The organism is Halospina sp. K52047b, from assembly GCF_008709855.1.
Taxonomy (GTDB): domain Bacteria; phylum Pseudomonadota; class Gammaproteobacteria; order Pseudomonadales; family Oleiphilaceae; genus Halospina; species Halospina utahensis_B.
Genome location: NZ_VYJH01000003.1, coordinates 185,504 through 212,436, shown reverse-complemented (window position 1 = coordinate 212,436; position 26,933 = coordinate 185,504). Strand labels below are relative to the sequence as shown.

The window sequence follows — 26,933 nt, the reverse complement described above, 5'->3', positions numbered from 1 at the left end:
GCTCAGAACGGAATCTTCAGTGACGGCTCCGCCCTGCCAAGCTGCTCCCGGAACACACCCTTGATGCGCTCCAGTGCCTCAACGTTCTGCGCTTCGAAACGCAGCACCAGGTTGGGCGTGGTGTTGGAGGCACGGCACAGCCCCCAGCCATCCGGGTAGTCCACACGCAGGCCGTCAATGTCGGTAATACTCGCCTCGCCGAAATCACCGCCGCTGGCAAGGCGCTCGATCAGTGCGAACTTGTCGTCATCGGCAACCGCCAGGTTGATCTCGGGGGTGCTTTCATCCTCGGGGAATTCCTCGAAAATGGCGTCCGCCTCACGGTCCTCGATCCCAAGGATCTCCAGAAGGCGGGCAGCAGCGTAGAGGCCATCATCAAACCCGTACCAGCGTTCGCGGAAGAAGATATGCCCGCTCATCTCACCCGCCAGCAGCGCACCCATCTCCCTCATCTTGCCCTTGATCCAGGAGTGGCCAGTCTTCCACATGACCGGACGGCCACCGTACTCGTTCACCACACTGGCCAGACGGCGCGAGCATTTGACGTCATAGATGATGTCAGCACCCGGGTTGCGCGAAACCACATCCCGCGCGAACAGCATCAGGAGGCGGTCCGGCCAGATGATCTTGCCGCTGTTGGTGACCACACCCAGACGGTCACCATCCCCATCGAAGGCAATACCCAGGTCCGCGCCTTCCTTCTTCACGGTCTGGATCAGGGACTCGAGATTCTCCGGTTTTCCCGGATCCGGATGATGGTTGGGGAAATCACCATCCACGTCACAGTACAGCGGCGTCACCTCGCAGCCGAGCTCGCGGATCAGCTCAGGGCCGAGTTCGCCGGCCACACCGTTGCCGGCATCAACAACCACCCGCAACGGCGCGGCCACGGCAATGTCGCCAACGATGGTATCAAGGTAGGCCTTGCGTACATCGCGCTCACTGCGCTGCCCCTGACCCTCCTCCAGCTGATGGTTGCGGATCCGGCTCAGCAGGGCCTGGATGGCATCCCCCGCCAGGGTATCCCCCCCGAGCATCATCTTGAGGCCATTATACTCCGGCGGGTTATGACTGCCGGTGATCATCACACCGGAGCCGGTCTCCAGGTAGTGGGTGGCGAAATACAGAACCGGTGTCGGCACCCGGCCGATACTGATCACATCCACGCCCGTTGCCAGAATACCTCGCGTCAGCGCTTCAGCCAGATCCGGGCTGGAGTGGCGCCCATCGTAGCCCATGCAGATGCTCTGCTGCTGGCGGCTCAGGGCCTCGCTGCCGATGGCGCGACCGATGGTCTCAACAATCTCCGGGGTCAGGCTGTCGCCCACCACACCCCGGATGTCATAGGCCCGGAAGATGGAATCCGGAACATCCACTGTTACCGCCGCACTTTCTTCAAGACCCATGCTGCCTCCGCTGCTGTCACTGCCTCCGAGTCCGAGCACGTCCTCGTCACCGTCGAGCATGTCAATGTCGAGCGCATCATCCCCGAACAGAGGCTCACTGTCACTATCGGATTCCCCTGCGGTCTCGGCCGCCGGGGCTGTTGAGGGCGCCGTTGCCGCGTCGCCCGGTGCGGCCTTCCTGGCGCCGGCACCGCCCGTGCTGGCGGATGCTGAGGGGCGCTCCCGTGCCAGCCGCTGCAGGGTCTCGGCCAGAGCCCGCGCGGCAGGGATACGCAGCTCCGGCGGCTTCGCCCGCTCACCCGCAAACGCTTTCTGGGCCCACTGGCTAAGGCCGGACACATCCTGCCGGAGCTGCTTCTGGAGCTGACCGAACACCAGCCATACGCCCGCCAGGATGACCACCGCCACGACAGCCAAAACGCCCCAGAGCGCCACAGGCGCGACCAGTTGTGGTGCCCCGGAAGTGGGCACATAGCGCACCGACCAGCCACTGACAGAGAGATCCCGGGCCACGCCTTCGCCCTGGCCGCTGCCGCGGGCAAAGACCGGCACATCACGCCCGTCCACCCGCTGACTCAGTACCACACGGCCTTCCAGAACCCCGGCCGCCGAGAGCACCGGATCCATCACCGAATCATCAAAGATCACCAGCAGGCTGCCACCACCGGTGCCGCCAACCGGCGCCGCGATCTGCACAAACCAGCGGTCGTCCCGCTGGAAGGCATCCATCCGCGCATCGCCTTCACGCTCGGCCTGGCGTGCCAGATCGATACTGGCGAAGCCCAGCTCCCAGCTGCGGTCCTCGGGCTGGCTGACATCGCCGGGTTCAAACAGGAAAACGGCTTCCGCGGCGGGCAGGGTATCCTGAAGGATCCGTGCGGCGTCCTCCCGGTCATCACTGCCACTGGTGGCAGTCCGGATGGATTCCTGGGCCGCAAAGGAGGCAACCACGTCGTGAAGGTAAGTCAGATGCTGATCAAAGCGCGCCTTGAGCACATCCGCCTGCTCCCGGGTATTGCTCTGCTGGACTTTCTGCTCAGCCGGCGCGACCAGGAAGAAGCTGATCAGAACCCCTGCAAGGGCCAGCCCGGCCATGGCCACCAGCGACTGCAACACTGGTACCCGGGAGAGGGAAAATGAACGGGCATCGGCTGATTCGGATTCCGGCCCTGAAGCGGCCTTTCTGAGTCGGAATTTCATGGTGTCATCCTTGGGTCTGGGAGGGCTCTGGAGGCCAGTATAGATGCCTGCCCGATGATTGCATCCTACTACTGGCCACCGGTGGAACCGAAACCACCCTCGCCACGTTCGGAGGCACTGAATGTCTCAACCACCTGGAAATCGGCCTGGACCACGGGCACCACCACAAACTGTGCGATACGGTCACCGGGATCGATGGTGAAGGTGGTATGGCCGCGGTTCCAGCAGGAGACCATGAGCTCACCCTGATAGTCCGAGTCGATCAGACCGACCAGATTCCCCAGCACAATGCCGTGCTTGTGCCCCAGGCCCGAGCGCGGCAGGATCATGCCCGCCAGGCCCGGGTCGGCAATGTGCACGGCCATGCCAGTGGGCAGCAGCTCGGTCTGACCCGGCTCCAGCGTCAGCGGTGTCTGAAGGCAGGCCCGCAGATCCAGGCCGGCGGATCCCTCCGTGGCATAGTCGGGCATGGGGATGCTGTCGCCCAGGCGCTCATCAAGGATCCGGACTTCTATGGATTGGTTCGCCATGGCAGGCAGGTGCTCCTCGTTAGGCTCGTTAGGATTGGGGTAAGCGGTTGCTCTGGTGTGACTGGAAAAGGCGGAGCAGGTCCCGGGCCAGTTCGCGTTTCGGGCGTGCCTCGAACCGCTCGCTGCCATCCGCCCAGAACACCTCAACCGCATTGCTGTCACTGTTGAAGCCGAGCCCGGGCGTGGCGACGTCATTGGCCACGATCAGGTCCAGCCCCTTGCGGGTGAGCTTGTCGCGGGCGTACTCGGCCACGTTGCGGGTCTCGGCGGCAAAGCCGATGGTCAGCGGCCGCTGTTCGGTGAGCGCCGCCACGCCGGCCAGGATATCCGGATTCTCTGCCAGTTCGATCACAGGAGAATCGGTACCAGCCTCTTTCTTCATCTTCTGGTCGGCCACCGCCACAGGCCGGTAATCCGCCACAGCGGCCGTGGCGATGAACCAGTCCGTGCCGGCCGCAACCGTCTGATCCACCGCCGTCTTCATTTCCTGTGCGGAGGTCACATCGAGACGCGTGACGCCCATCGGCGTGGACTGCTCAACCGGGCCGGCAACCAGGGTCACGTCCGCCCCCTGTTGAGCGGCTGCCTCCGCCAGGGCAAAGCCCATGCGGCCGGAACTGTGGTTGGAGATATAGCGGACCGGATCCAGCGCCTCGCGCGTGGGGCCGGCGGTAATCACAACCCTCAGCCCCACCAGCGGCTGCTCCTGCAGGGCAGCCACCTCCTGCACCAGCACCGCCGGCTCCAGCATCCGCCCCGGTCCGGTGTCGCCACAGGCCTGATCCCCGGCTTCCGGGCCCCAGAGCCGGAACTGGGGATCCGCCGCAAGCAGGCTGCGGTTGCGCTGGGTACGGGCATTGCGCCACATGGCCTGGTTCATGGCCGGAGCCAGCGCGATCTGGGCCTCAGTAGCGAGGCAGACGGTCGTGAGCAGATCATCCGCCAACCCGCAGGCCAGTTTCGCCATGATGTCCGCCGAGGCGGGCGCCACCAGCACCAGCTCCGCCCACTTCGCCAGCTCGATGTGGCCCATGCCGGCTTCCGCATCCGGATCCAGCAGGTTCTCGCGCACCGGGTTGCCGCTCAGGGCCTGGAAGGTGAGCGGCTGCACGAAGGCTCGCGCGCCGCCGGTCATCACCACCTGCACCTCATGCCCCTGGCGGCGCAGCTCACGTACCAGCTCTGCGCTCTTGTAGGCGGCGATGCCACCGGTTACGCCTAGAAGAATCCGTTTGCCCACTGTCGCCTCTGGGTGCTGTTTTGTCGTCAAAGATACCAGATCCCGAGGCGGTATTGGCAGCGGGAAGTGGTGACGCTAGACTCAAGGCTGACCGCCTGGAGGGCGGTGCCCTGAAGGATCAGGAACCATCAGCGAAGGAGCCGCCATGTCACTGAAAGACCTCCCTGTTACCGAACGCCCGCGGGAAAAGCTGCTGCACCTGGGCCCGGACAGCCTCACGGATGCGGAACTGCTGGCCATTTTCCTGCGCACGGGCAGCGCCGGCCGCCCGGTCATGACCCTCGCCCGCGAGCTGATCAGCGATTTCGGCAGCCTGCGCGCGCTCACCGGCGCCTCGGCGGAGCGCTTCTGCCAGACGCCGGGCCTGGGCACCGCCAAGTTCGCCCAGCTGCAGGCCGCGCTGGCTATGGCCCAGCGGGTCATGGAATCCCCCGTCACAAACGGCGAGCCCCTCACCTCACCGGCCGCCACCCGGAGCTACCTGAAGTCGAAACTGGTGACCCGCCACCATGAGGTGTTCGCCTGCCTGTTCCTGGATACCCGCCACCGGGTGATCCGCTACGAGGAGCTGTTCAACGGCACCATCGACGGCGCGGCTGTCTACCCCCGGGAGGTGGTGCGGCGGGCACTGGAGACCAACGCCGCCGCGGTGATACTGGCGCACAATCACCCCTCCGGCGTGGCCGAGCCCAGCAGCGCGGACGTGAACCTCACGGAACGCCTGCGTTCCGCGCTGGGCCTGATCGATGTGCGGGTTCTGGATCACATGATTGTGGGGCATAATGAGGTCACCTCGATGGCGGAAACGGGCCACCTCTGAGAACGAAAATCTTTGCGTCAACCGGCCTTTTCTGGTATAAAACCGGCCTTTTCCGGGAGCGTCAGGCGCGAGCCGTCAGCGGGTGCAACGAAGGCTGCGGGGCACCACCGGGCGCGGGATTCGATTTCAATCATTATGACCAACGCTCAGTTGGAGGCCGAATATGTCCAGAGTCTGTCAGGTGACCGGTAAGCGCACGGCCACCGGTAACAACGTTTCACACGCCATGAACCATCGCAAGCGGCGGTTCCTGCCCAATCTGCAGACCCACCGTTTCTGGGTGGAAAGCGAGAAGCGCTTCGTGAAGCTGCGCGTCTCCACCAAGGGTCTGCGCACCATCGACAAGAAGGGTATCGAAACGGTCCTGCAAGACCTGCGTGCCCGCGGCGAGAAGGTCTGAGGAGAACATCATGCGCGAGAAGATCAAACTGGCTTCCAGTGCCGGCACAGGTCATTTCTACACCACGACCAAGAACAAGCGGAACACCCCGGACAAGATCGAGATCAAAAAGTACGATCCGGTTGTCCGTAAGCACGTTCCGTACAAGGAAACCAAGCTGAAGTAAGCGGGTTTCCGACTGCCCCACTACCGGTGGGGCACTCCTTTCTAGTTCTCCATATCCTCCAGAGCCGCGGCATGATGCAGGAATGCCTGTCGTATCTGGCTCCGCAACTGTTCATCGTCCCAGGGTTTGGTCAGGAACTTGTAGATCGCCCCTCGATTGACCGCGTCGGTCACGGAATCCAGGTCGGTATAGCCTGAAAGGACAATGCGGATGGTGTCCGGATAGAGCTCCTTGACGCGACTCAGGAAATCAGTCCCCGTCATCTCCGGCATGCGCTGATCCGACAGAACCACCTGGAATTCATACAGGGCAAGCAGATTCAACGCCTCCTGCGCCGACGTAACCGTGTGGATCTCATACCCATCCCGCCTGAGGAGCCGCTTGAGCGATCTGAGGATATTGGGCTCATCATCAAGGATCAACAATCGCCGGCTGGCCTGATCGCCTGGCTCACGCCCGTTCACCTCGGCTAGCGCCTCCCGGGTCTCCGCGCTCAGCTCATGGGTTCGTAACTGTTCAAATGGCATGGGCGGCCCCGGCAGAAAGCCCTGCACCAGATCGCAGTGATTGCGAAGCAGGAATGCCAGCTGATAGCGATCCTCAACCCCCTCCCCCACAACCTGCAGGTTCAGCTTGTGGGCTAGCGCGATGACGCCCCGCGTGATCGCGGCATCGGCACTGTCCGAGACAATATCGCGGACGAAGGAGCGGTCGATTTTGATCCTCGAGGCGGGAACCTGCTTGAGGTAGTTCAGGCTCGAGAAGCCGGCACCGAAGTCGTCGATCATCAGGCCAATTCCCAGGGTACGGATCTCATCAAGGGCCCTGCGCACCGGTTCGTCAAACGACAGGAAGGTGGATTCAACCAGCTCCAGGTTCAGGCAGGCGGGTTCAAGGCCGGTGCTTTCCAATACGCTTTTCACCGATGAGACCACATCGCCACGCACAAAATGGTTGGGTGAGATGTTCACGGAAACCCACAGCATCCGGCCGGTTTCTTCCATGAGCCGATTGAGATCCGTGCAGGCCCGCCTGAGCACCCAGTCCGTGACCTCAACCATGAGGCCGCCGGTTTCGATCGCCTGAAGAAAGTCAGCCGGAGACAGCATGCCCTGCTCCGGGTGGTGCCAGCGCAGCAAAGCCTCGATGCCGACGACCTCCTGGCTTCGCGCCTCCACAACCGGCTGATAATAGAGCTCAAACTGCTGCTCGCTCAAAGCGTGCTGCAGCTGATTGTGAAGCTTGAGGGTCCATTCCACCTCTTCAGCGAGCAGAATACTGTACCACCGGTAGCTACCACCGCCACACTGCTTGGCATTCCTCAATGCCAGACTCGCATGGCTCATCAGTTCATCGGCGCCCGCGACATTCTCGCCAGTCCACGCGATACCGGCACTGGCGGTCACAAACAGCTCCTGCCCTTCCAGCCGGAAGGGAATGGACAGCACCGAAACCACGGAATCCACCAGCGAACTCACATCATGGCTACCCAGAACCTCGGTCTGGAGAATGGCGAATTCATCCGCACTCAGACGCGCCAGCAGATCACTGCGCCCAAGCAGTGGCGTTACCCGGTCCACCACAGCCTTGAGCAGCTGATCAGCAGCCCCAGCTCCGAAAGTGGCGTTAATCGCCTTGAAGTTATCAATATTGAACAGCGTCAGTGCCACGGCGTGCCGGTGATGCCCCGACTCCTCGCATGCCTGGCCGACACGGTTCCTGAACTGCTCAAAATTGGGAAGCCCGGTCAGGCCGTCATAACTGGTGCGATAGGCCAGTGCCGATTCCGCATCCATGCGCGCGGACACATCATTGATGACCCCGATATAATGGGTGATGTGACCGCCATTCTCACGCACCGGTGAAACCTGGAGCTCGTTTGAGAAGCGTGAGCCATCCCTGCGGTAGTTGCGCATCTGCACAAGCGCCGGCTTGCCGGCCCGAATGGCCATCCTCACCTGGTCCACCCCGGGCTGCTTGCGATCACTGCCCTGAAGAAAACGGCAGTTACAGCCGTGGACTTCCTCCGGCTCATACCCGGTAATCCGGGAAAAGGCCTGGTTGACATGAACGATGGGCATGTCATCGGCGCGAGCATCCACAATAACGATGCCGTTGGCGCTGGCTTCAACGCAGGCCTGAAACAGGGTTGAATGCTGCCACAGCCGGATCTCATTGAGCAGCTGCCCCAGCACCCGGCGCAGGAGCCCATCATCCTCGCCGGGCTCCGGAAGGCACCTCAGATTAAAGCGCTCCTCCAGACTTTCCGGCAGCGCACTGGCGCCCAGAATCAGGAAGGCGGTTGCCTGGTTTTCCGCAACCAGCTCGTCCGTCAGGATACGGGGAGATTCTGCCGGGTCATCCCCATTCCCCCCCAGGACCACAAGGTCAACCCCCCCATCATCGAGAAGCCCTATCAGCGACTCCCCGCTCAGCGCTGACGTCATCTCTGCACCGGGAAAACCGGCTCGCGCACAGGCTCTGGCAAGGCGATCGGCTTCAGGGCCTTCAAGGCCCCAGAGCAGCAGGCGGGGGAACGAAGCGGCGTGTTTCATGGCGTGCGGGCGCTGTCTCCATTTCCATTACCACCAGTGTAGCCACGCACAGCCGTTCATGCCTGTGACTGCAAAACATCACGCGTAGAAACAGACCATTTACACCCACGCCGGGCAGAATGCACAAAAGCATATAGACTGCCTGTAAGAACACATGATCAGCGGCCGGATACAGCCCCATGAGTAAGTACCAGCACTATCTCTGGTCCGAGATCCATGAATGGCTCAGGCATGTCCACCGGGAACAGCCCGAATTCCACCGTGAGCTTCTGACCCGGGCGAGCCTGCTGTGTGAAGGTCACGCCGGAGGTATCGCGCTGGACCCCAGCCACTGCGTTTCCTGGATCAGCCGGGACCTGACGCTGGAGAAGATACTCGAATGGGAGGAACAGGGCTACGGCCTCCTGACTCCGGATGCCCCCTGGAGTTGTCACTGCCCTGCGGGAGAAGAATCCCTCCCCCTTATGGCTGCCCCCTACCGCCAGGGCGAACAGCTTACTCTGACACTCGTACTGATCCGCAATGCCGGCAGCGAGCCCTTCACGCGCGAGGATGAACTCAACGCGAACCGGCTGATACAGGAGGCCATGAGTGCTATGGACAAAAACACCCTCCTCGATGAGCTCGCATCAAGCAACGCTGCGCTGCGCCAGCGCCAGAACGAACAGGATGAGTTGATACGCGAGCTCAAACAGGCCCGCGACCAGCTGATGCAGTCCGAAAAGATGGCAAGCATCGGGCAGCTGGCGGCCGGTGTCGCGCATGAGATCAACAACCCCATCGGCTATGTGCGCTCCAACCTGTCCTCACTGCGCGAATACACCGAATCCCTCCTGGCCCTGAATGATGCGTTTGCCGAGGCGCTGGGGGAAAAATTCCAGTCTCCGGAACTCCAGTCCCTGTGTCGCAGCCATGATCTCGAATTCATCCGGGAGGATCTGCCCTCCCTCCTGGACGAGTCCCGGGACGGCATCGAGCGGGTGGAAAAGATCATCCGTTCCCTCCGGGACTTCTCCCGCACGGATACCGGCGAAATGGAATCACTGGACATCCATCAGTGCCTGAACAAGGCGCTGGCAGTGGCCCGAAATGAAATCAAGTACAGGGCCACGGTTGAAACCGACTTTGCGGAGCTGCCAACGATCACGGGCGTGGACTCCCAGCTGGGCCAGGTCTTCCTGAACCTGCTGGTGAATGCGGCCCAGGCGATTGAGGAACAGGGCCTCATCACCATTTCCACGGAGCATCATGATGCGGATCACGTTGAAGTACGGATCGCCGACACCGGCAAAGGCATAGACCCTCACAACCTGGACCGGCTCTTCGAGCCATTCTTCACAACCAAGCCCGTTGGTAAGGGCACCGGCCTCGGCCTGTCGCTTTCCTATGGCATCGTACAGAGTCACCAGGGCGAGCTGAGCGTTGCCAGCACTCCCGGTGAAGGCACGACCTTCCGCGTTGTCCTGCCCATCAGGCAGACATCGAGTGAGGCTGTGGAATGAGCGATTACCGTTTCCGCATCCTGTTCGTTGATGACGAGGAACCCATACTGAGCGCCCTCCGGCGTCTCATGCGCCGCCACGACTACGACTGCTGGTTCGCGACCAGCGGCAGGGAAGGACTGGCGATCCTGGAACAGAACCCGATCGACCTGGTCATCTCCGACATGCGTATGCCGGAAATGGACGGTGCCCAGTTCCTGAGCGAGGTCAGAAAGCGCTGGCCATTCAGCGTGCGCTTTCTGATGACCGGGTATGCGGACATGAGTGCCACCATTGATGCGCTCAATCAGGGCGGCATCAACCGCTACGTCTCCAAGCCCTGGGATGACGAGGCTCTGATCGAGGCCATCGAAGAGGGCCTGCGCATCCGCAAGCTGGAGCGCCAGAAAAAGCGGTTGATCGACCAGACCCGGGAACAGAACCGGGAACTCCAGGACCTGAACAGGGATCTTGAACAGCGGGTACATGACCGCACACGCGCACTGGAATCCCGTACGGCCGACCTGCAGAAAGCTTTCCGCCAGCTCGAGAACAGTTACGACTCCTTTGTGCGCGTGTTCTCATCCGTCATTGCCAGCCGCCCCCATCTCGTGAAAGGCCGCTCCCGGGAGGTTGCGGACCTTGCCCGGCGCATTGCCCAGCGGCTGGAACTGGACACGGCCCGGCTCCGCTACGTTTACTACGCAGCCCTGCTGCACGAGGTGGGCAAGCTGAGCCTGAACGATGATGTCCTGGGACGCTCGGAAACCCAGCTGACCTACCGGGACCTGGCCGAGTACCGCCAATACCCCACACTGGGTGAAATGGCACTGATGCCGATCAAGGCCCTGCGCCCCTGCGCCGAGCTGATCCGCGCCCATATGGAGAATATGGACGGCACGGGCTACCCCGACGAGCTGGCCGGAGAGGCCATTCCCCAGGGAGCGCGCATCATCCGGGTGGCAAGGGACTTCGTGGGCCAGCAGACGCCTCTGCTCCGGGACCCACCTGTCTCTCCAGCGGAGGCCTTTGAGAGCATGAAGGAGCGCTCCGGCCGGTTCTATGACCCGGAAGTGTTGGCTGCGCTTGAGCCCATCGTCAATCAGTTCACGCTGGAGCCCCAGGACGATGAAACCGGAAGGATGCTGCCCATCTCGGAGCTGCGCCCGGGTATGGAGCTGACACGCGACATCGTCAGCGCCAACGGGATCCTGCTGATGGTCAAGGGAACGGTGCTCAACGACAGCGCCATCAAACGCCTTACCCGGATGAGCTGGGAGGACCGCCGACACCTCAAGGTGTCCGTGACGGTACCGGCCAGGGACGTCCACACCAACGAGGAGTGAGCCCATGTCGGAGGAACAGAAGCCCGTCATTGCACTGATCGACGACGAGCCGGAGATTCTGAGCGCTCTGGTGCGCCTTTTCCGTCACCGGAACTGGATCACCCTTACCTGCAAGGACGCCCGCAGCGCCCACGCTGAACTCAGACACCATCAGCTGGATCTGATCATCTCCGACTACCGCATGCCCGGCACGGACGGCGTCACCCTGCTCAACCAGTTCAAGCAGTCCCATCCTGACGCACTGCGGATCGTGCTCAGCGGTCAGGCGGACCTTGAAGGTGTGGTGAACGCCGTGAACGACTCGGAAGTGTATCGCTTCATCCTGAAGCCGTGGTCCAACGAGGACCTGCTGGTCACGCTCGACAATGCCCTGCGCTACAAGGAGATGGCGCTGGAGAACCAGCGGCTGGCGGAAAAGGTTCGGCGCCAGCAGCGCGAACTGGAAACCCAGAAGAAGGAACTGGAACGCCTGGAGTCGGAAGCACCGGGGATAACGCGGGTCGAGCGGGACCAGGACGGGTTCATCACGCTGTCAGACGAGGATTAAACGACCTCAGATGTCGATCTGACTGCCCAGCACCCGCAGGATCTCCGCCAGGTTCGTCTCGCCCGCCTCAACGCGGTAGCGGGCATCCGCGGCCAGCGTGACCAGCCCGTCGCTCTCCGCCTGCTCCACCATCTCGCGCACCGCTCCGCCTGAGGCGATCACGTGGCGCATGGACTCGGTCACGCTCAGAACTTCATGCAGCGCGACCCGGCCCTTGAATCCCTGGTGGTGGCACCGGTCACAGCCCCTGGAAACATGATCGTAGAGACCGGGGCTCGCGAAGGCTGGCCCCAGCAGTTTCTGGACCTCTGGATCCGGCGTGCTGGGTTCACGGCAGTGCGGGCACAGCCGGCGCACCAGCCGCTGGGAGATCACGCATTCCAGCCCATAGGCCACCACATAGGGCTTGAGCCCCAGGTCCAGCAGGCGGGCGACGGAGGCAATGGCCGAGTTGGTGTGCAGCGTTGAGTAGACCATATGACCGGTCATCGCGGCATGGAACGCCACCTCCGCAGTTTCCCGGTCGCGGATCTCACCCAGCAGTATGACATCCGGGTCCTGGCGCAGGATGGCCCTGAGCACCGAGGCGAAATCCAGCCCTACCTTTTCCCGGACCGGCACCTGGCCCGCCATGTCCATGTAGAACTCCACCGGATCCTCAATGGTGACGTAGTTCTTCTCCGGCGTGGCCTGATGCTGGAGCATGGCATAGAGGGTTGTGGTCTTACCGCTGCCGGTGGGTCCGGTGGCCAGGATGATGCCCTGGGGCCGGGTTATGACGTTGAGCAGCCGTTGCCGGTTGAGATCCGAAAGCGCCAGCTGATCGATGTTCTTGATGCTGGAATTGCGATCCAGCACCCGCATGACCACCTTTTCACCATTGAGCGTCGGCAGGGTCGACAGCCGCAGGTCCACAATCTTCATGGGTGTCTTCACGGTCAGGCGGCCATCCTGGGGCCTGCGCCTTTCGGTGATGTCCAGCTCCGACATCACCTTGATCCGCGAGACAATGCTCATCTGCATGGTGCTCGGAATACGGATCTTGTCCTGCAGAACCCCGTCAATCCGGTAGCGGACCACCACCACATTGGTACGTGGCTGGATGTGGATATCGCTTGCCCCCAGCCGCAGTCCCTCCATGATGACGGCGTTGACCACACGCACCGCCGAGGGCTGCTGGGTATCCGACAGCAACCCTTCCAGGTCCACATCGGAGTCATCGTCCTCGATGACCAGCTCGATGGTGTCACCAGGATCATTGGCATCGAAGACGGACTCGAGCTCCTCCATGCCTTCCCTGGGATCGCCGAACAACTGACCCAGCCGCTCCTCCAGCTCATCCACCCGCACCAGCACCGGCTCAATCTTCAGCCCAATGGCGAAGGAAAGTTCCTCGATGAGCGGCTGGTTGAGCGGATCCGCCATGGCAAGCACCAGACGGCGCCCCCTGACCCGCAGGGGCAGCAGAAGCTGGCCCTGGCAGACATCCGCGGGGATCAGGTCCAGGGCTTCCGGATCAACGGCGAATTCCGCCAGCGCGACCTCATCAAAGAGCAGCTCGTCGCGCAGGAGGCTGTAGAGCTTTTCCCGGGAGACCCATTCCTTCTCAAGCAGCAGCCGGATGGTCGCCACCTTGCGCGCCTGCTGGATCTTGTAGACCTCCTGGACCTGCTGGCGGTTGATGAGTCCATGCTTGTGCAGCATCAGCGCCAGCTGGCTGCGCTGCTGCTGATTCATCTTGCGGAAGACATCCAGATCCTTTTCCTGGCGACTGGTTGTCTTTTCCAGGCTGCGGTTCTTCTCCCGCAGCTCGTATTGCTCCAGCGCCAGGGCCACCGTCACGCGCAGGTCGTCATCGTTCCAGGGCTTGAGGATGAAGCGATAGACCGCCCCTTCATTGATGGCGGTCATCACCGCCTGGGTATCCGCATGCCCGGTCAGCATGATGCGCATGGTGTCCGGCGAGATCTCCCTGACTTCCCGCAGCAGGTCCGCACCATTCATACCGGGCATCTTGAAATCGGTAATCATCAGATGGAAACGCTCGGAACGCACCAGGGCCAGAGCCTCCTCAGCACTGGCCGCACACTGGATCCCATAGTTCTCCCGGTGAAAGGTCCGACGCAGGGAACTCAGCACATTGGGTTCATCGTCCACAAACAGCAGACGATACTGGCCTGTTTGAGGAGAGTCTGGCTCAGACTCGCCGGACTGTTTGCTGCTGGACAGAAAGTACTGGTCAAATTCGGACATGCAACACGCCTGGTTCAGCTGTCACCAGCAGATGGGTTCCCGGGAAGCCATACTGACACGTCGGTTCCGGAACCAGGCTCACTGCTGATCTCAATGCCTCCGCCGTGGGCCCGGATGGTGTCACGGCACACACTCAGCCCAAGACCAGTGCCAGCCCCTACAGACCTTGTCGTATAGAAGGGATCAAAGGCCCTGGCCAACACCTCCGGAGCCATCCCGTCACCATCATCCCGGATCCGCACGCGCACACCCTGCTCATGGCCCTCGGTTGCAACAGCCAGCCCTACCGGGCGTTCCGCCGCCAGTGAGGCATTCTCCATAAGATTGTAGAAGGCCTGACTGATCCCTGCCCGATCCACTTCAACCGTTGGAATGGATTGATCCAGCGCCCAGTTGACCGTCATATCCCCAAGGCTTCCTTCCGCCACCGCCCAGACGCCCTGCAGTAACTCATTGATACAGACAGAGGAGACACCACTTTCATCCGTGCCGGCAAAGCGGCGCAGTGCACTCACAATCGCCGCAACACGGGCGGAACCATCAATGGATTCATCAATCAGGTCCTGGAAATCAGGGACCACGAAATCCAGGTCCAGCTCGCGGGCCAGCTCTTCGCCCCCCGGCAGGGTGCGCAGCCGCTTCGACAGTTCGGAGAAAGTCCCCAGGTAATCCCGCGCCGAGTTCAGGTTGGAGCGTATGAAGCCAATGGGGTTATTGATCTCATGGGCAACCCCGGCCCCCAGGCGCCCCACCGCATTGAGTTTTTCCGACGCGTACAGACGCCGCTGACGATCCTCGATCTGTGCCACCTGAGCCTGAACGCGCTCCTCCAGCTGCTCTGAAAGCTCCCGGTACCGGGCCTCCGATGCCTGTAGCTGGGCGTGCTGCTGCTGGAGCTCCTGGTAATTGCGCTGGACCACATCCAGATGCAGATTGGCCGCCAGGTAATAGCGGGAGGCCTGATACAGCACCCGTTCCGCCGTACGGGCAAGCCCCTGGAGCAGGCCGGTTTCAAGATCCGCACTGACCCAGGCCACGGTCTGAAGCTGATGGCGAATGGGAGCAGCCGGCTGTTCTCCGGCGGCCATGACGATGGCAACCGGCGCCCCGGCAACCTGCGTCAGCGACTTCTCCAGCAGCGCCGTTTCGCGCTCGCTCATCAGATCATTCCAGCCGAGCTGCTCCAGCCTCGCTTCCAGCTCACCGAAGTCCCCAATCCCGGGCTCAACTGACGGCATCACTCTGCCCCAACACGTTCTGTACAAATGTCACGCGATCCAGGCCATGCTGTTCCCCCAGTGCGTAGTCACGGTCAAGCGCACCCCAGGTCCGCTCCAGAAGCAGTTGGAACGTCTCCAGAACCCCCTTGTTCTCCAGGGCAGTCGCCAGCTTGATCGGCCACCAGGGGCTGCTCTGCCACCGGGCAACCAGATCCGGCTTCGATACCACGTCCCCGAGATCCCGCTTGTTGAACTGGACGGCCAGCGGCAGCGCCCCGAAATCCAGCCCAACACGGCTGGCGTTCTCGCTCAGGTTCCGGAAGGATTCCAGGTTGTTCTGTTCCTGGTTACGCTGGGAATCGGCTACGAAAGCCACACCGTCCGCACGAGAAAGGACCGCCTTGCGTGTGCTGTCATGCTGGACCTGGCCGGGCACGGTATACAGTTTGAGGGTCACGGTCAGTCCGGAAGGCAGCTGAAAGCCGAGAGGGAACAGATCAAAGAAAAGGGTGCGGTCGTTCTGGGTCTCAAGCACCATCATATCGCCCTTGAGATCCGGCTGAAGCAGATCATGGAGAGCGGCAAGGTTCGTGGTCTTGCCACTGAGGGCTGGCCCATAGTAGACCAGTTTGATCTGGAGCTGATTACGCTCCTCATCGAATTCCGCCATGGTCAGCCCCGGGGCCGGAAAGAATCGCCGTTCTCTCCGAGTATAGCCCATAAGGTGATCCTGCCCAGCAGGGCCGACACCGGGAGTGGCCCCGTCTACCCGGTAACCCCAGGAATCTCGATCTCCATACTGACCGGCAGGTGATCCGACACCGGATAGTCCACAACCCGGGTGTCGTGCACATCCAGTGTCGGGCTCACCAGGATGTGATCCAGCGCCTTTTCCGGGCGCCAGCTGGGAAAGCTCATCGCCGAATCCGGAAGCGGAATCAGCTCTGCCGAGCGCAGCGGGGAATGGGTCAGAAGCTGCTCAGCATGGGCATTCATATCGCCCATGAGCACCACATGCCGGTAAGGGGCGATCAGTTCCCGGATGTAACCCAGCTGGCGATTCTGCGCCCCCTTGCTCAGGGACAGGTGCATCAGCACCAGAACGAGCGGATCCTCCGGGTTGCCGTAGAACGCCATCATGGCACCACGCCCCGGAATCAGCGCCGGCAGGCGGTGCTCCTCCACCCTCAGGGGCTGGTAACGGCTGAGGATACCGTTGCTGTGCTGGGCGATACGCCCGAGATTGCGGTTGAGCTGCTGGCGCCAGTAGGGGAAGCCGCCCTGGCTTGCCAGGTACTGGACCTGGTTGACGAAACCACTGCGCAGCGAGCCACCATCGCATTCCTGAAGAGCCACCACATCGTAGTCCCGCAACAGTTCCGCAATGCGGTCCAGGTTGTCCCGGCGCTGGGAATGGGGCAGCAGATGCTGCCAGCTCCGGGTGAAATAGTGGTGATAGGCTTCAGTGGCAATGCCCACCTGAATATTGAAGGTGAGCAGCCGTATCCGGCCCGTCTCGGCCAGGGAGGGGGCGCTGTTGGAGGTTGAAGCCGCTCCCCGGGGGCGGCCGGGGGCGGCCAGACGCCGGACCTGGTCACGCAGCTTCGGATACACAGTCAGTCGCCGGAGCGTTCCTTTTCCAGCAGGTGATCGGCAATGGCCAGCATATTCTCGTAGCTGCCGGCCGCCCTGACGGAGATGACATACTTACCCTCAACGACCAGGGTCGGGGTGCCGGTCACCTTGGCCCCCTGCTGGAACTGGCGGCCACGGCGCATGGCGGTGTCAACCGCAAAACTGCCCCAGGCATCCCGGACCTCCGAGGCTTCCGCCACTCCCTGCTCCTCGAAGAAAGCAGCAATGGCATCGACATCATTCAGGTCACGCCGTTCGCCAGCCAGCGCATCAAACAGCTCGGAATGGATCCCGTCCACAACACCCAGCTGACGCGCGGCGTAGAACGCTTTCGCGTGGGGTGCCCAGTCACGCCTCAGCGATGCCGGTACATGACGCAGGTTCACATCATCGGGCTTGGTCTCCTTCCACTCCTCGATGACGGGCTGCATGCTGTAGCAGGAAGGACAGCCGTACCAGAAGACCTCAGCCAGTTCGAGCTGGTCCCCGGATCGGGTCTCAACAGGTTCGGAAAGGGTCCTGTAATGGGTGCCTTCCTCCCATTCCGCAGCCATTGCGGCCGGGACCATGGCGAGGAAGGCGATAAGTGCGATCAGGCTGCGGTAAAGCATGCCGTTCTCCTGCGGTCACTGAAAGTGAAAAGCGCCTCCCATTGAAGCGAACTTTGCAGGAGTCGGCAAGTAGCGGTTCCGCGGAAAGCCTCAGTAGAGCCCTTCGATGTACTCGGCCACCGCCGAGATCTCATCATCGTTGAGCTTACTGGCGATGTCGCCCATGATCTGGCTCTGCGCATTATAGACGCGCTCACCGGAGCGGTAGTCCTTCAGGGACTTGACCACATACTCCGCGGACTGGCCGCTCAGCCGCGGATAACCGGCAGGCTCATTGCCCAGCCCTTTCGGGCCATGACAGGCAATGCAGGCCGCCACATCGCGCGACAGGTCACCACCGCGGTAGAGGGATTCGCCGGCGTCCACCTTCTCCGGGTTCGCCTCGCCACGGGGCATCTCCTGCTGGTTGTAGTAGGCCGCCAGATTGCGCATGTCCTGCTCATCCAGCCCCCTCACAATGCCCATCATCTCCGGCACATTGCGATCGCCGCTCTTGATCGCGCTCAGCTGTTTGAACAGGTAGTCCTCACCCAGTCCGGCCAGCCGTGCGTAATTCGGCTGCAGCGGCTCAACGCCATTCTGTCCATGGCAGGAAACGCACTGGTTCTGGGCGATTTCTCCCCCGGCGCTCGGGTCGGCCGCCTGAGCCAGTCCGGCCAGGCCCACTGTCAGTACAAGACCGGTCAGCAGTTTTCTCATCGTGACACCACTCGGATTACACATTGTCCGTTCGGCCGGCTCCTTCAAAGGCGCCGGCCCCGCAAACTGGTGTGGTATTATACATGTTTCGCCACCGACTGAAATCAATGGACGCAGGCCGCGCCGTGACCGGACATACGACCCGTATCGCTTTCAACAGTGCCCGTTTTCTGACCAGCGCCGCACGGCTCGACCAGTGCCCCGAAGACACCGGGCGCGAGGTGGCCTTTGCCGGGCGCTCCAATTCGGGCAAATCCAGCGCCATCAATGCCATAACCCGGATCGGCAGCCTGGCTCGCACCAGCAAGACACCGGGCCGCACCCAGCTGATCAATTTCTTCTCACTCAGTACGCCCGGAACCCGGCTGGTGGATCTGCCCGGCTACGGTTTCGCGCGCGTCTCGCGCAATACCCAGAAGCAGTGGGAGAAACACCTGGGCGACTACCTGGCCCACCGGCAGTCGCTGGTGAGCATGACCCTGATCATGGATCTGCGCCACCCACTGTCGGAGTTCGACGCCATGCTGATCGAGTGGTGCGAGCATCACGGGCTGCCAATGATGCTGCTTCTGACCAAGGCCGACAAGCTCAAGAGCAACCCGGCGCGGCGACAGATTGAGAGCGTCCGGCGGGACCTCGAAGGCATTGAGTGCATTCACCACATCCAGCCATTCTCGGCCCTCAAGGGGCAGGGCGTGGAACCGGCCCGCAACCACCTCAGCGACTGGCTGCTCGGCGTGGAACCGGCGTCAGACTGACAGATCGGGCTCCTCCGCCCGGGAGCCCCCCTCCATGACACTGAGATCCGGCCGGTACTGCTCCCGGATCGCCGTCACACGCTCGTAATACGCCTCCGTCAGATACGGCATTTCCAGGGTGAGCACCTGGTAGATGCCCTGCTTGAGCTCCCGCTGGGTATTGCCGTCGCTGCCGCCGTCGGCACTCGCTGTCTTCAGGAACGCCATCCAGTTGGTCACCACCAGCCACACATTCAGGGCCATGGCCTCATGCTCCTGCTCGGAGTGGGGGCGGAGAATGCCCGCTTCCTGAAGCCCTTTCAGGACAGCCCGGATCTCTCCCAGGCAGTGGAAGGTGAACTCCCGGTAGTCGTGGCGCAGCCGCTCATCCATGGTCAGCAGGTACTCCAGATCGCGGTGGAAGAATCGGTAGTGCCACAGGCCGTCGAAAACGGATTCCAGATAGAACATCTTGTCTTCCACCGTGAGCGTGCGGTTGCGCGGCACCTTGAGATACCGGTCCACCAGCCCCCGATACTGCAGGAACAGCGAATAGATGATGTCCGCCTTGTTGCGGAAGTGGTAATAGAGGTTGCCCGGCGAAATGCCCAGGTGCGCGGCGATGTGGTTGGTGGTCACATTGCGTTCACCCTGTTCGTTGAACAGCTGGAGGCTGGCTTTGAGAATCCTGTCACGGGTTTTCATGGCAATCCTCGGCCCTGGAGACGCATTCCATCGGCGCTGGTGTATTGACTGCTAGAGCACATGCTCTAATATTGATCCTAGAGTACATGCTCTAGATCTGCCAGCAACGGATCCGCCACAAAGGATCAGCGGCAGAACTCCGGGACAATACAGGAGAACCAGCCATGGTCGCCAACGTTGTTCAGCTGACGGATAACCGTAAGCAGATCCAACAGATCAGCCGTGCGTTCAGCGCCCAGCGGGAGGCCTTCAGGGCCCAGCCCATGCCCAGCGGCACCGAGCGCCGGGAGCATCTCAAGCGTCTCAAGCGCGTGCTTCTGGCCAACCAGGATGCGCTGTGCGACGCCATCAGCGAGGACTTCGGCGGCCGCTCCCGGGACGAAACCCTGCTCGCCGAGATCATGCCCTCGATCCAGAACATCAACTACAGCCTGAGCCACCTCAGCAGCTGGATGAAGCCCGAGAAGCGCAAGGTGCACGTGCTCTTCCAGCCGGCCCGCAACGAGGTGCACTACGAACCCCTGGGCGTGGTCGGCATCATGGTGCCGTGGAACTACCCGCTGTTCCTGGCCGCCGGGCCCCTGACCGCGGCGCTGGCCGCCGGCAACCGGGTGATGCTCAAGCTCTCCGAGTTCACACCGGCCACCTCGGCCCTGCTCGAACGGCTGCTGCACGAGACCTTCCCGTCCGACCTGGTCACTGTCATCAACGGTGAGGCGGACGTGGCCCAGGCCTTCTCCTCACAGCCGTTCGACCACCTGCTGTTCACCGGCTCCACCCCCATCGGGCGCATGGTGATGAAGGCGGCCGCCGAGAACCTCACGCCGGTAACCCTGGAGCTGGGCGGCAAGTCGCCCGCGATTATCTCCCGGGAAGTGCCCATGAAGGATGCGGCCGAACGCATCGCCTTCGGCAAGTGCATCAATGCCGGCCAGACCTGTGTGGCACCGGACTACATCCTGTGCCCCCGTGACCGGGTGAACAGCTTCGTGGACAGCTTCCGGAGTGCGGTGGCCCGCATGTACCCCACGATCAAGGACAACCCGGACTACACCAGCATCATCAACGAACGCCAGCACGAACGCCTGACGGGCGTGCTGGATGACGCCCGCGGGAAGGGTGCCGATATCATCCAGATCAACCCGGGGAACGAGTACTTTGGCGAGGACACCCGCAAGCTGCCGCCGCACCTGGTCCTGGGTGCCACGCAGGACATGCAGGTGCTGCAGGACGAGGTCTTTGGGCCGCTGCTGCCGATCGTGGCCTATGACCAGCTCGAGGATGCGCTTGATTACGTGAACAGCGGCCCGAACCCGCTGGCCCTGTACTACTTCGGCTATGACCGCAGCGAGCAGCGCCGGGTGCGGGAACAGACCCATTCCGGCGGCATGTGCATCAACGACACGCTGGTTCATGTGGGGCAGGATGACCTGCCGTTCGGGGGCGTCGGCCATTCCGGCATGGGCGCCTACCACGGCCGCGAGGGCTTCGTCACCTTCAGCAATGCGCGGGGCGTCATGAGCAAGCAGCGGCTCAACAGCGGCAAGGCCATACACGCACCTCACGGCACACTGTTGCACAGGGTGATCTACAAACTGTTCATCCGCTGACAGGAGCCTGGCCCATGGATTCATCTTCCCCCGACCCGGATCGCCGCCAGTTCCTCCGCCTTGGCTTCCAGGGCGGGGTGGCGGCCGGCGGCGCTCTGGTTCTGGCCGGACTCGCCGGCTGTTCCGCCCGACCCACCCACGACCCGATGATCCCGGCCACCACCGCCGACCCAGACCGGCATTGGCGCTTCATGACCGAGGAGGATCGGGTGGTCATGGCGGCATTGCTGCCCGCCATTGTGGGCCCCGGCATGCCGCGGGAGGCGGAGGCGAGGAACAGCGCCCTGTCGGAGACCCTGGTCGCCATGGACGAAGCCTTCCACGCCATGGGGCCGCCCAACCAGCGCCAGTTCCGCCAGCTGTTCGACCTGCTGGAATCCTCCATCACCCGGCTGACCCTGGCCCGCGTTTCCTCCTACTGGCCCAATGTCTCCGGGGAGCAGGCCGAGGCCTTTCTCCAGCGCTGGCGCGGCAGCATGTTCAACATCTTCAACCAGGCCTACCTGGGGCTGATCCAGGTGAGCAATGCAGCCTGGTACGGTCAGCCGGCACACTGGGAACAGATGGGCTACCCCGGACCGCCCGCCTACACCTATGACGCACTGCCCCAGATGCAGAAGGCATCCGCCTGAACTGACCCCGACATGACGGACACGGAGCCCCGATGGCCAATTTCAATCTGTATGGCAAAGGCATAAATGACGGCTGGGACGTGGTCGACGCGGCCCTGCTGGAAGAAGACCGCACACTTGAGGCGGATGTGGCCATTATCGGAACCGGAGCAGGTGGCGGCACCACCGCCGAAGTGCTCGCGCGCGCCGGCCTGAAGGTGATCATGGTGGAAGAGGGCCGCCTGTATCACGACCCGGACTTCACCATGGACGAACACAAGGCCTACAGCCGGCTCTATCAGGAAGGCATGACCCGCGCCACAGCCGACGCCAGCATCGCCATCCTCCAGGGCCGGTGCGTGGGAGGATCCACCACCGTCAACTGGACGTCCAGTTTCCGGACACCGGAACAGACCCTCCACCACTGGCAGAACACCCACGGCGTGCAGGACTGCGATCCGGAAACCCTGGCCCCCTGGTTCGCCAACCGGAAACAGGCCCTGAACATCCAGACCTGGAACGTGGATCCCAACCGCAACAACGACATCCTGCGCGACGGCTGTGAGCGCATGGGCTGGGACTGGAAGACGATTCCCCGCAATGTGCGCAACTGCTGGAACCTGGGCTACTGCGGCATGGGCTGCCCCACCAACGCCAAGCAGGGCACACTCGTGACCAGCGTGCCCTCAGCCCTGGGTGATGGCGCCACGCTGATCCACTCGCTGCGCGTGGACCGGCTCAATCACCAGGGGGATCGGGTGCGCGAACTCCGGGGCACGGCCCTCGGCAGCGACGGCGTCACCGTCACCGGCCGCCGGATGCGCATCCGGGCCCGGCACTTCGTGGTCGCCGGCAGTGCCATCGGCTCTCCCGGTATTCTGCTGCGCTCAGAGGTTCCCGACCCCTATGACCGCATCGGCCGCCGCACCTTCCTGCACCCGGTCAACGCCACAGTGGCGCGCATGCCGGAGACCGTGGAGCCCTACTACGGCGCGCCCCAGTCCATCTACTCGGACGAATTCCTCTGGCGCAACGGCGTCACCGGCAGCCCCGGCTACAAGCTGGAGGTGCCGCCGCTGCACCCGGTCATGGCGGCTGCCGTGCTGCCGGACCACGGCGAGGCCATGGTCGAACAGGCGCGCCACTTCCCGCAGACCCAATCCATCATTGCGCTGCTGCGTGACGGCTTCAACAGCGACAGCGAGGGCGGTACCGTCACCCTGCGCGACGACAACAGCCCGCAGCTGCATTATCCCATCAGTGACTCGCTGTGGTCCGCCTTCCGGCATGCCTGGCTGCGCATGGCCGAGATCCAGTTCGCCGCCGGCGCCGAAGCGGTGCGCCCGGTACACATGGATGCGCCCTACTGGCACAGCTGGAAGGAAGCCGAACAGGGCATCCGGGAGCTGCCCCTGGCGGAACTCCGGGCCCGCCTGTTCACGGCCCACCAGATGGGCGGCTGCGCCATGGGCGATGATCCGGCCCGCAGCGTGGTCAACAGCTGGGGCGAGCACCATCACCTGAGCAATCTCTCCGTGCACGATGCGTCGATCTTCCCCACCAGTCTGGGTGCGAATCCGCAGCTGACCGTGTATGCTCTGGCGGCACGCAACAGCCACAGGCTGGCTGGGCGACTCCAGAGCAACGCATAAGGCATTGGAGAAACGCTGATGAACACTGCCATCTACCCGGGCACCTTTGACCCGGTCACCAACGGCCACACGGATCTGGTCCAGCGCGCATCCCGCATTTTCGACGAAGTCGTGGTCGCCGTTGCCTCCAGCACCAAGAAAGGCCCCCTGCTGCCCCTGGAAGAACGGGTCCGGCTCTGCGAACACGTCCTCTCGGACCTGCCCAACGTCCGCGTGATGGGCTTCAGCAAACTGCTGGCGGACTTCGTTAAGGAACAGAACGGCAACATCATCCTGCGGGGCCTGCGCGCAGCTTCGGACTTCGAATACGAGTTCCAGCTCGCGGACATGAACCGGGAACTGGCGCCCGGGGTCGAAAGCATTTTCCTGACACCGGCCAACCACCTGTCCTTTCTCTCCTCCAGCCTGATCCGGGAAATCGCCGGTCTGGGCGGGGATGTCAGCGGCTTTGTCGACCCCGAGGTGTCGGAGAGCCTCCACCGCCATTTCCAGCAACGCAACGGCTGAGGAGACACGCCATGAGACGCATCGGCAGCCTGTTCACCGCAGCGCTCGCCGCGCTGCTCATGACCGGATGTGCCCTGAGCGGCGGGCAGCCCGAGCCCAACGCCGGCGTTGCCTCGGCCCACCCCATGGCCACCGAGGCCGGGCTCAAGGTCCTTGAGAACGGCGGCAATGCCGTGGATGCGGCCGTCGCCACCGCTGCCGCCCTGGGCGTAGTGGAACCCTACAGCTCGGGCATTGGCGGTGGCGGCTTCTGGGTTATCCGGCAGGCCGACGGCGAGACTACCGTCATCGATGCCCGGGAAGAAGCGCCTGGTGACGCCCACCCCGAACTCTACCTCAATGAAAAAGGCGACGTCCGGGAAGGCAAGCCCTCGCTGAACGGCGCCCTGGCCGCAGGCATTCCCGGCCAGCCCGCGGCTTTTGACCACATGGCCTCGGAATACGGTCAGCTGCCGCTCACCCGCAGCCTGGCCCCGGCCATCCGCCTTGCCCGTGAAGGCTTCCCCGTGGATGAGCGTTACCGCAATCTCGCCAACTTCCGCCTGGAGGTCATGCGGGAGTACCCCGGCACCCGTGACCTTTTCCTGGAGGACGGCAGAGTCCCGGATAAAGGCCATGAAATCCGTCAACCGGCACTGGCACGGACACTGGAAACCCTGGCCGATGAAGGACGCGCGGGGTTCTACCAGGGACCGGTCGCGGAACAGCTGGTTGAGGATGCCCGCGAGGCCGGCGGCATCTGGACCATGGAAGACCTGGCCGGCTATGAACTGATCGAGCGCGATCCTGTACGCATCGATTACGGCAATGCCACCCTGCTGACCGCCCCGGCACCCTCCTCGGGCGGCATGGCACTGGCCCAGCTGTTCGGCATGCTGGAGCAGCGGCCGGTTCCCGAGGACGCAGACCGGGTCACCCGCGTACACTGGCTGGCCGAAATGATGCGCCGGGCCTACCGGGATCGCGCCGTGCACATGGGCGACCCCGCCTACACCGATATCCCCCGGGAACGGCTGCGCGATCCGGCCTACCTGCGAACCCTCGCGAGCAGCATCAACCCCCAGCGCGCAACGCCCAGCGCCGATCTGGGTGGCCCCGGCACCGACGGCCACCACACCACCCATCTGTCGGTCATGGACGCCGAGGGCAACATCGTATCCGCCACCCTGAGTATCAACTATCCGTTCGGCTCCGGGGTCACCTCCGAGGACACCGGCGTTGTACTGAACAACGAGATGGATGACTTCAGCATCCGCCCCGGGCATGCCAATGCATGGGGGCTGGTCGGCGGTAAGGCGAATCAGGTGGAAGCCGGCAAGCGCCCGCTTTCCAGCATGAGCCCGCTGATCATCCGCAGCCCGAAAAGGATCACGGCGCTGGGCGCCCCGGGCGGCAGCCGGATCATCACCATGAACTTCCTGGCCGCACTGGATGTGCTCGATGGCAGGCCCCCTGAAACCGTGGTCAGCCGTACGCGCTTCCACCACCAGTATGAGCCGGACCGGATCGAGCATGAGCCGCAGACCTTCTCACAGGCCGAGAAACAGGCACTGCGGGCCAAGGGTCATGAACTGCACGACGTGGACCGCACCTACGGCAACATGCAGTTGATCCAGCGGGACAGGAGCTCGGGGCTCATCCGGGGCGCCGCCGACCCGCGCGGCATCGGCAGCGCTGGCCTCATCCACCTGCCGGCGGACTCAGAGTAAGGGGGGCACCTCGAAGCGGGCGTCGTTGACCCGGAGCTGCATCGATTCCAGACGCAGGTCCAGGTGATAGCGCCCGTCCCGGGGCGTGACCACGTTCTCCCGCTCGAGCCGGCCGAGTAGGCGTCGCGCGACCCGCGGCAGGGCCCAGACCATGCCGCGGTCCACATACAGGACACCCTCGGCCCTGGCATGCCGGAGCAGACTCACCGGCTGCTCCCACTCCGACTCGGGCCGGCGCGGGTAAGCCAGGAAGCCCTCCCCTTCCACAGTGCCATCCGGCAGCGTCAGAAGCAGCTCCTCCAGGCTCAGGCGCCCACCACGCGCGGACAGCGTCTGCAGGTTCCGGGAAAGACGGGTGTACCGGTCCATGAGTTCCTGGCCCTGCAGTCCAGTGCCGTCCCCGGCATCCGCCTCGGCCGAGCGCAGTTCCATGAAACTGTCCACAGCGTTGTTGAGACTGGTTGTATGAAGATCCTCCGCCTTCAGCACCAGCGCCTGACGACCGAAGGAATGCCCCGCGTTACGCAGCTCCCCGATCACAGCCTCCAGGCTGGCATCCAGATAGCCTTCCTCGTCTCCGGCCCGGAGCCGGAAACGGACATCCTCGGCCACGATCGGATCGTCCAGAACCGGGTCCACCGTCAGCGAAGCCACATCAAGCCGGCTTTCGCCCTGCCAGAGACGCTCACCCAGAGGGCCGAGCCGGTGATCGAGCTTAACGCTGTCCACCTCGATGCGGGCGTCGCCCAGATCCATGGAAAGACCCGGCCACTGCATACTCAGCCGGTGGTGATTCCCCCGCGACCATTCCCCGGTCAGATCCACCGGGGCGACCTCGCCGCTGGACCCTGCCAGCTCGGGGACCGGCGTGTCCGGCCCCCATTCAAGCCGGGGAATACGCATGCGGATATCAGCGCCACCACCGACGCCAACCTCGACCCGGAGCCTTGGCTCCTGCCCCTCGGGCATCAGCGGGGAAAGCGATTCAAGAGCGTCGTCCGTCAGGCGCGTTACCGCCCGCACATCCGTCAGCCCATGGTTGAAGCGCGTCACCAGCGGAAGCACCTGCTCCCGGCCATCGCCCGAGCGCCAGCGCAGCTCATACCGGGCAACCGCATTGAGATAGCCGCGCTCGTAATCCAGATTGGTCAGCCGCCAGTCATGGCTCTCCCGGTCGAAATCACGCACAACCGAACGGAACCCGGATTCCGTGAGCGCCCCCAGACCATAGGGAGCACCCCCAGCAATAGCGACCAGCAACGCAAGCGCGATCAGGGGCAGCCAGCGCATGGT

Annotated in this window: 24 protein-coding genes; 12 read left to right on the top strand and 12 right to left on the bottom strand. The window is 63.1% G+C overall.

From position 1 onward, the window contains the following. Positions 1–2: 2 nt before the first annotated feature. The 3 genes from F3089_RS16160 to coaBC form a co-directional block, all read right to left on the bottom strand. Complete coding sequence (locus tag F3089_RS16160; RefSeq protein WP_151439850.1) at positions 3–2,606, bottom strand: phosphomannomutase/phosphoglucomutase; 2,604 nt, start codon at positions 2,604–2,606, stop codon at positions 3–5. A gap of 68 nt (positions 2,607–2,674) precedes the next feature. Further along, positions 2,675–3,136, bottom strand: coding sequence for a dUTP diphosphatase (gene dut, locus F3089_RS05615; RefSeq protein WP_151439849.1), 462 nt, complete (start codon positions 3,134–3,136; stop codon positions 2,675–2,677). Between the two features lie 28 nt (positions 3,137–3,164). Beyond that, complete coding sequence (coaBC, locus tag F3089_RS05610) at positions 3,165–4,406, bottom strand: bifunctional phosphopantothenoylcysteine decarboxylase/phosphopantothenate--cysteine ligase CoaBC (protein ID WP_225741684.1); 1,242 nt, start codon at positions 4,404–4,406, stop codon at positions 3,165–3,167. Positions 4,407–4,521: 115 nt separating this feature from the next. Between coaBC and radC the strand changes: the two genes are divergently transcribed. From radC to rpmG, 3 genes are all read left to right on the top strand, one after another. Then, positions 4,522–5,196: a RadC family protein gene (radC, locus tag F3089_RS05605; protein WP_151439848.1), complete on the top strand. Its 675-nt coding sequence runs from the start codon at positions 4,522–4,524 to the stop codon at positions 5,194–5,196. Between the two features lie 163 nt (positions 5,197–5,359). Further along, a complete protein-coding gene (gene rpmB / locus F3089_RS05600; protein ID WP_077529634.1) occupies positions 5,360–5,596 on the top strand; it encodes a 50S ribosomal protein L28 in 237 nt (78 codons plus the stop codon). 10 nt (positions 5,597–5,606) lie between these two features. After that, positions 5,607–5,762: a 50S ribosomal protein L33 gene (rpmG, locus tag F3089_RS05595; RefSeq protein ID WP_077529635.1), complete on the top strand. Its 156-nt coding sequence runs from the start codon at positions 5,607–5,609 to the stop codon at positions 5,760–5,762. A 41-nt stretch (positions 5,763–5,803) separates the two neighbouring features. Here rpmG and F3089_RS05590 read toward each other — a convergent pair whose 3' ends face one another. Further along, on the bottom strand, positions 5,804–8,209 hold the full coding sequence (locus F3089_RS05590) for an EAL domain-containing protein (protein WP_192497281.1): 2,406 nt from the start codon (positions 8,207–8,209) through the stop codon (positions 5,804–5,806). Positions 8,210–8,496: 287 nt separating this feature from the next. Between F3089_RS05590 and F3089_RS05585 the strand changes: the two genes are divergently transcribed. From F3089_RS05585 to F3089_RS05575, 3 genes are read left to right on the top strand one after another with little or no spacing between them, the layout of a single operon-like run. Next, a complete protein-coding gene (locus tag F3089_RS05585) occupies positions 8,497–9,819 on the top strand; it encodes a sensor histidine kinase (protein WP_151439846.1) in 1,323 nt (440 codons plus the stop codon). After that, positions 9,816–11,144 (top strand): response regulator c-di-GMP phosphodiesterase, NosR family, encoded by a 1,329-nt coding sequence (gene nosR / locus F3089_RS05580; protein ID WP_151439845.1) that lies wholly within the window; start codon positions 9,816–9,818, stop codon positions 11,142–11,144. Before F3089_RS05585 ends, nosR begins: the two co-directional genes overlap by 4 nt. 4 nt (positions 11,145–11,148) lie before the next feature. Beyond that, complete coding sequence (locus F3089_RS05575) at positions 11,149–11,691, top strand: response regulator (RefSeq protein ID WP_151439844.1); 543 nt, start codon at positions 11,149–11,151, stop codon at positions 11,689–11,691. A gap of 6 nt (positions 11,692–11,697) precedes the next feature. Here the strand turns inward: F3089_RS05575 and F3089_RS05570 are convergent, their stop codons facing one another. The 6 genes from F3089_RS05570 to F3089_RS05545 all read right to left on the bottom strand — a co-directional run bounded on the left by F3089_RS05570 (position 11,698) and on the right by F3089_RS05545 (position 18,109). Further along, positions 11,698–13,944, bottom strand: a complete 2,247-nt coding sequence (locus F3089_RS05570) for an ATPase, T2SS/T4P/T4SS family (RefSeq protein WP_151439843.1) — start codon at positions 13,942–13,944, stop codon at positions 11,698–11,700. A gap of 14 nt (positions 13,945–13,958) precedes the next feature. Continuing rightward, complete coding sequence (locus F3089_RS05565) at positions 13,959–15,182, bottom strand: sensor histidine kinase (RefSeq protein WP_151439842.1); 1,224 nt, start codon at positions 15,180–15,182, stop codon at positions 13,959–13,961. Continuing rightward, positions 15,169–15,834 (bottom strand): GTP-binding protein, encoded by a 666-nt coding sequence (locus F3089_RS05560; RefSeq protein WP_151439841.1) that lies wholly within the window; start codon positions 15,832–15,834, stop codon positions 15,169–15,171. Before F3089_RS05560 ends, F3089_RS05565 begins: the two co-directional genes overlap by 14 nt. A gap of 95 nt (positions 15,835–15,929) precedes the next feature. Beyond that, positions 15,930–16,778 (bottom strand): endonuclease/exonuclease/phosphatase family protein, encoded by an 849-nt coding sequence (locus F3089_RS05555; RefSeq protein ID WP_151439840.1) that lies wholly within the window; start codon positions 16,776–16,778, stop codon positions 15,930–15,932. 2 nt (positions 16,779–16,780) lie between these two features. Then, on the bottom strand, positions 16,781–17,410 hold the full coding sequence (locus tag F3089_RS05550; protein WP_151439839.1) for a thiol:disulfide interchange protein DsbA/DsbL: 630 nt from the start codon (positions 17,408–17,410) through the stop codon (positions 16,781–16,783). A 90-nt stretch (positions 17,411–17,500) separates the two neighbouring features. Continuing rightward, entirely contained in the window at positions 17,501–18,109 is a 609-nt protein-coding gene (locus F3089_RS05545) for a c-type cytochrome (protein ID WP_151439838.1), read from the bottom strand. Positions 18,110–18,234: 125 nt separating this feature from the next. Between F3089_RS05545 and yihA the strand changes: the two genes are divergently transcribed. Beyond that, complete coding sequence (gene yihA, locus F3089_RS05540) at positions 18,235–18,867, top strand: ribosome biogenesis GTP-binding protein YihA/YsxC (RefSeq protein WP_225741683.1); 633 nt, start codon at positions 18,235–18,237, stop codon at positions 18,865–18,867. Here yihA and F3089_RS05535 read toward each other — a convergent pair. Beyond that, entirely contained in the window at positions 18,859–19,551 is a 693-nt protein-coding gene (locus tag F3089_RS05535; RefSeq protein WP_151439836.1) for a TetR/AcrR family transcriptional regulator, read from the bottom strand. The two genes, yihA and F3089_RS05535, sit on opposite strands and share 9 nt — an antisense overlap. 164 nt (positions 19,552–19,715) lie before the next feature. Here F3089_RS05535 and F3089_RS05530 point away from each other — a divergent pair, with 164 nt between their 5' ends. Genes F3089_RS05530 through ggt form a run of 5 tightly spaced genes read left to right on the top strand, consistent with a single transcriptional unit; the run spans position 19,716 to position 25,640 of the window. Next, a complete protein-coding gene (locus F3089_RS05530) occupies positions 19,716–21,161 on the top strand; it encodes a coniferyl aldehyde dehydrogenase (RefSeq protein ID WP_151439835.1) in 1,446 nt (481 codons plus the stop codon). A gap of 14 nt (positions 21,162–21,175) precedes the next feature. Beyond that, complete coding sequence (locus F3089_RS05525) at positions 21,176–21,793, top strand: hypothetical protein (RefSeq protein ID WP_151439834.1); 618 nt, start codon at positions 21,176–21,178, stop codon at positions 21,791–21,793. A gap of 32 nt (positions 21,794–21,825) precedes the next feature. After that, positions 21,826–23,424, top strand: a complete 1,599-nt coding sequence (locus F3089_RS05520; protein ID WP_151439833.1) for a GMC family oxidoreductase — start codon at positions 21,826–21,828, stop codon at positions 23,422–23,424. An 18-nt stretch (positions 23,425–23,442) separates the two neighbouring features. Next, entirely contained in the window at positions 23,443–23,931 is a 489-nt protein-coding gene (gene coaD, locus F3089_RS05515) for a pantetheine-phosphate adenylyltransferase (RefSeq protein ID WP_095615882.1), read from the top strand. A gap of 11 nt (positions 23,932–23,942) precedes the next feature. Next, complete coding sequence (gene ggt / locus F3089_RS05510) at positions 23,943–25,640, top strand: gamma-glutamyltransferase (RefSeq protein WP_151439832.1); 1,698 nt, start codon at positions 23,943–23,945, stop codon at positions 25,638–25,640. Here the strand turns inward: ggt and F3089_RS05505 are convergent. Next, positions 25,632–26,930 (bottom strand): DUF945 family protein, encoded by a 1,299-nt coding sequence (locus F3089_RS05505; protein WP_151439831.1) that lies wholly within the window; start codon positions 26,928–26,930, stop codon positions 25,632–25,634. The two genes, ggt and F3089_RS05505, sit on opposite strands and share 9 nt — an antisense overlap. Positions 26,931–26,933 lie beyond the last annotated feature (3 nt).

Coding starts and splice junctions, on each gene's coding strand:
- F3089_RS05550 (WP_151439839.1), bottom strand. CDS start 17,410: ATGCTTTACCGCAGCCTGATCGCACTTATCGCCTTCCTCGCCATGGTC.
- F3089_RS05505 (WP_151439831.1), bottom strand. CDS start 26,930: ATGCGCTGGCTGCCCCTGATCGCGCTTGCGTTGCTGGTCGCTATTGCT.
- rpmG (WP_077529635.1), top strand. CDS start 5,607: ATGCGCGAGAAGATCAAACTGGCTTCCAGTGCCGGCACAGGTCATTTC.
- F3089_RS05520 (WP_151439833.1), top strand. CDS start 21,826: ATGGCCAATTTCAATCTGTATGGCAAAGGCATAAATGACGGCTGGGAC.
- F3089_RS05535 (WP_151439836.1), bottom strand. CDS start 19,551: ATGAAAACCCGTGACAGGATTCTCAAAGCCAGCCTCCAGCTGTTCAAC.
- F3089_RS05575 (WP_151439844.1), top strand. CDS start 11,149: ATGTCGGAGGAACAGAAGCCCGTCATTGCACTGATCGACGACGAGCCG.
- coaD (WP_095615882.1), top strand. CDS start 23,443: ATGAACACTGCCATCTACCCGGGCACCTTTGACCCGGTCACCAACGGC.
- nosR (WP_151439845.1), top strand. CDS start 9,816: ATGAGCGATTACCGTTTCCGCATCCTGTTCGTTGATGACGAGGAACCC.
- F3089_RS05545 (WP_151439838.1), bottom strand. CDS start 18,109: ATGAGAAAACTGCTGACCGGTCTTGTACTGACAGTGGGCCTGGCCGGA.
- F3089_RS05560 (WP_151439841.1), bottom strand. CDS start 15,834: ATGGCGGAATTCGATGAGGAGCGTAATCAGCTCCAGATCAAACTGGTC.
- dut (WP_151439849.1), bottom strand. CDS start 3,136: ATGGCGAACCAATCCATAGAAGTCCGGATCCTTGATGAGCGCCTGGGC.
- F3089_RS16160 (WP_151439850.1), bottom strand. CDS start 2,606: ATGAAATTCCGACTCAGAAAGGCCGCTTCAGGGCCGGAATCCGAATCA.
- F3089_RS05530 (WP_151439835.1), top strand. CDS start 19,716: ATGGTCGCCAACGTTGTTCAGCTGACGGATAACCGTAAGCAGATCCAA.
- F3089_RS05525 (WP_151439834.1), top strand. CDS start 21,176: ATGGATTCATCTTCCCCCGACCCGGATCGCCGCCAGTTCCTCCGCCTT.
- radC (WP_151439848.1), top strand. CDS start 4,522: ATGTCACTGAAAGACCTCCCTGTTACCGAACGCCCGCGGGAAAAGCTG.
- F3089_RS05590 (WP_192497281.1), bottom strand. CDS start 8,209: ATGACGTCAGCGCTGAGCGGGGAGTCGCTGATAGGGCTTCTCGATGAT.
- rpmB (WP_077529634.1), top strand. CDS start 5,360: ATGTCCAGAGTCTGTCAGGTGACCGGTAAGCGCACGGCCACCGGTAAC.
- F3089_RS05565 (WP_151439842.1), bottom strand. CDS start 15,182: ATGCCGTCAGTTGAGCCCGGGATTGGGGACTTCGGTGAGCTGGAAGCG.
- F3089_RS05570 (WP_151439843.1), bottom strand. CDS start 13,944: ATGTCCGAATTTGACCAGTACTTTCTGTCCAGCAGCAAACAGTCCGGC.
- ggt (WP_151439832.1), top strand. CDS start 23,943: ATGAGACGCATCGGCAGCCTGTTCACCGCAGCGCTCGCCGCGCTGCTC.
- F3089_RS05585 (WP_151439846.1), top strand. CDS start 8,497: ATGAGTAAGTACCAGCACTATCTCTGGTCCGAGATCCATGAATGGCTC.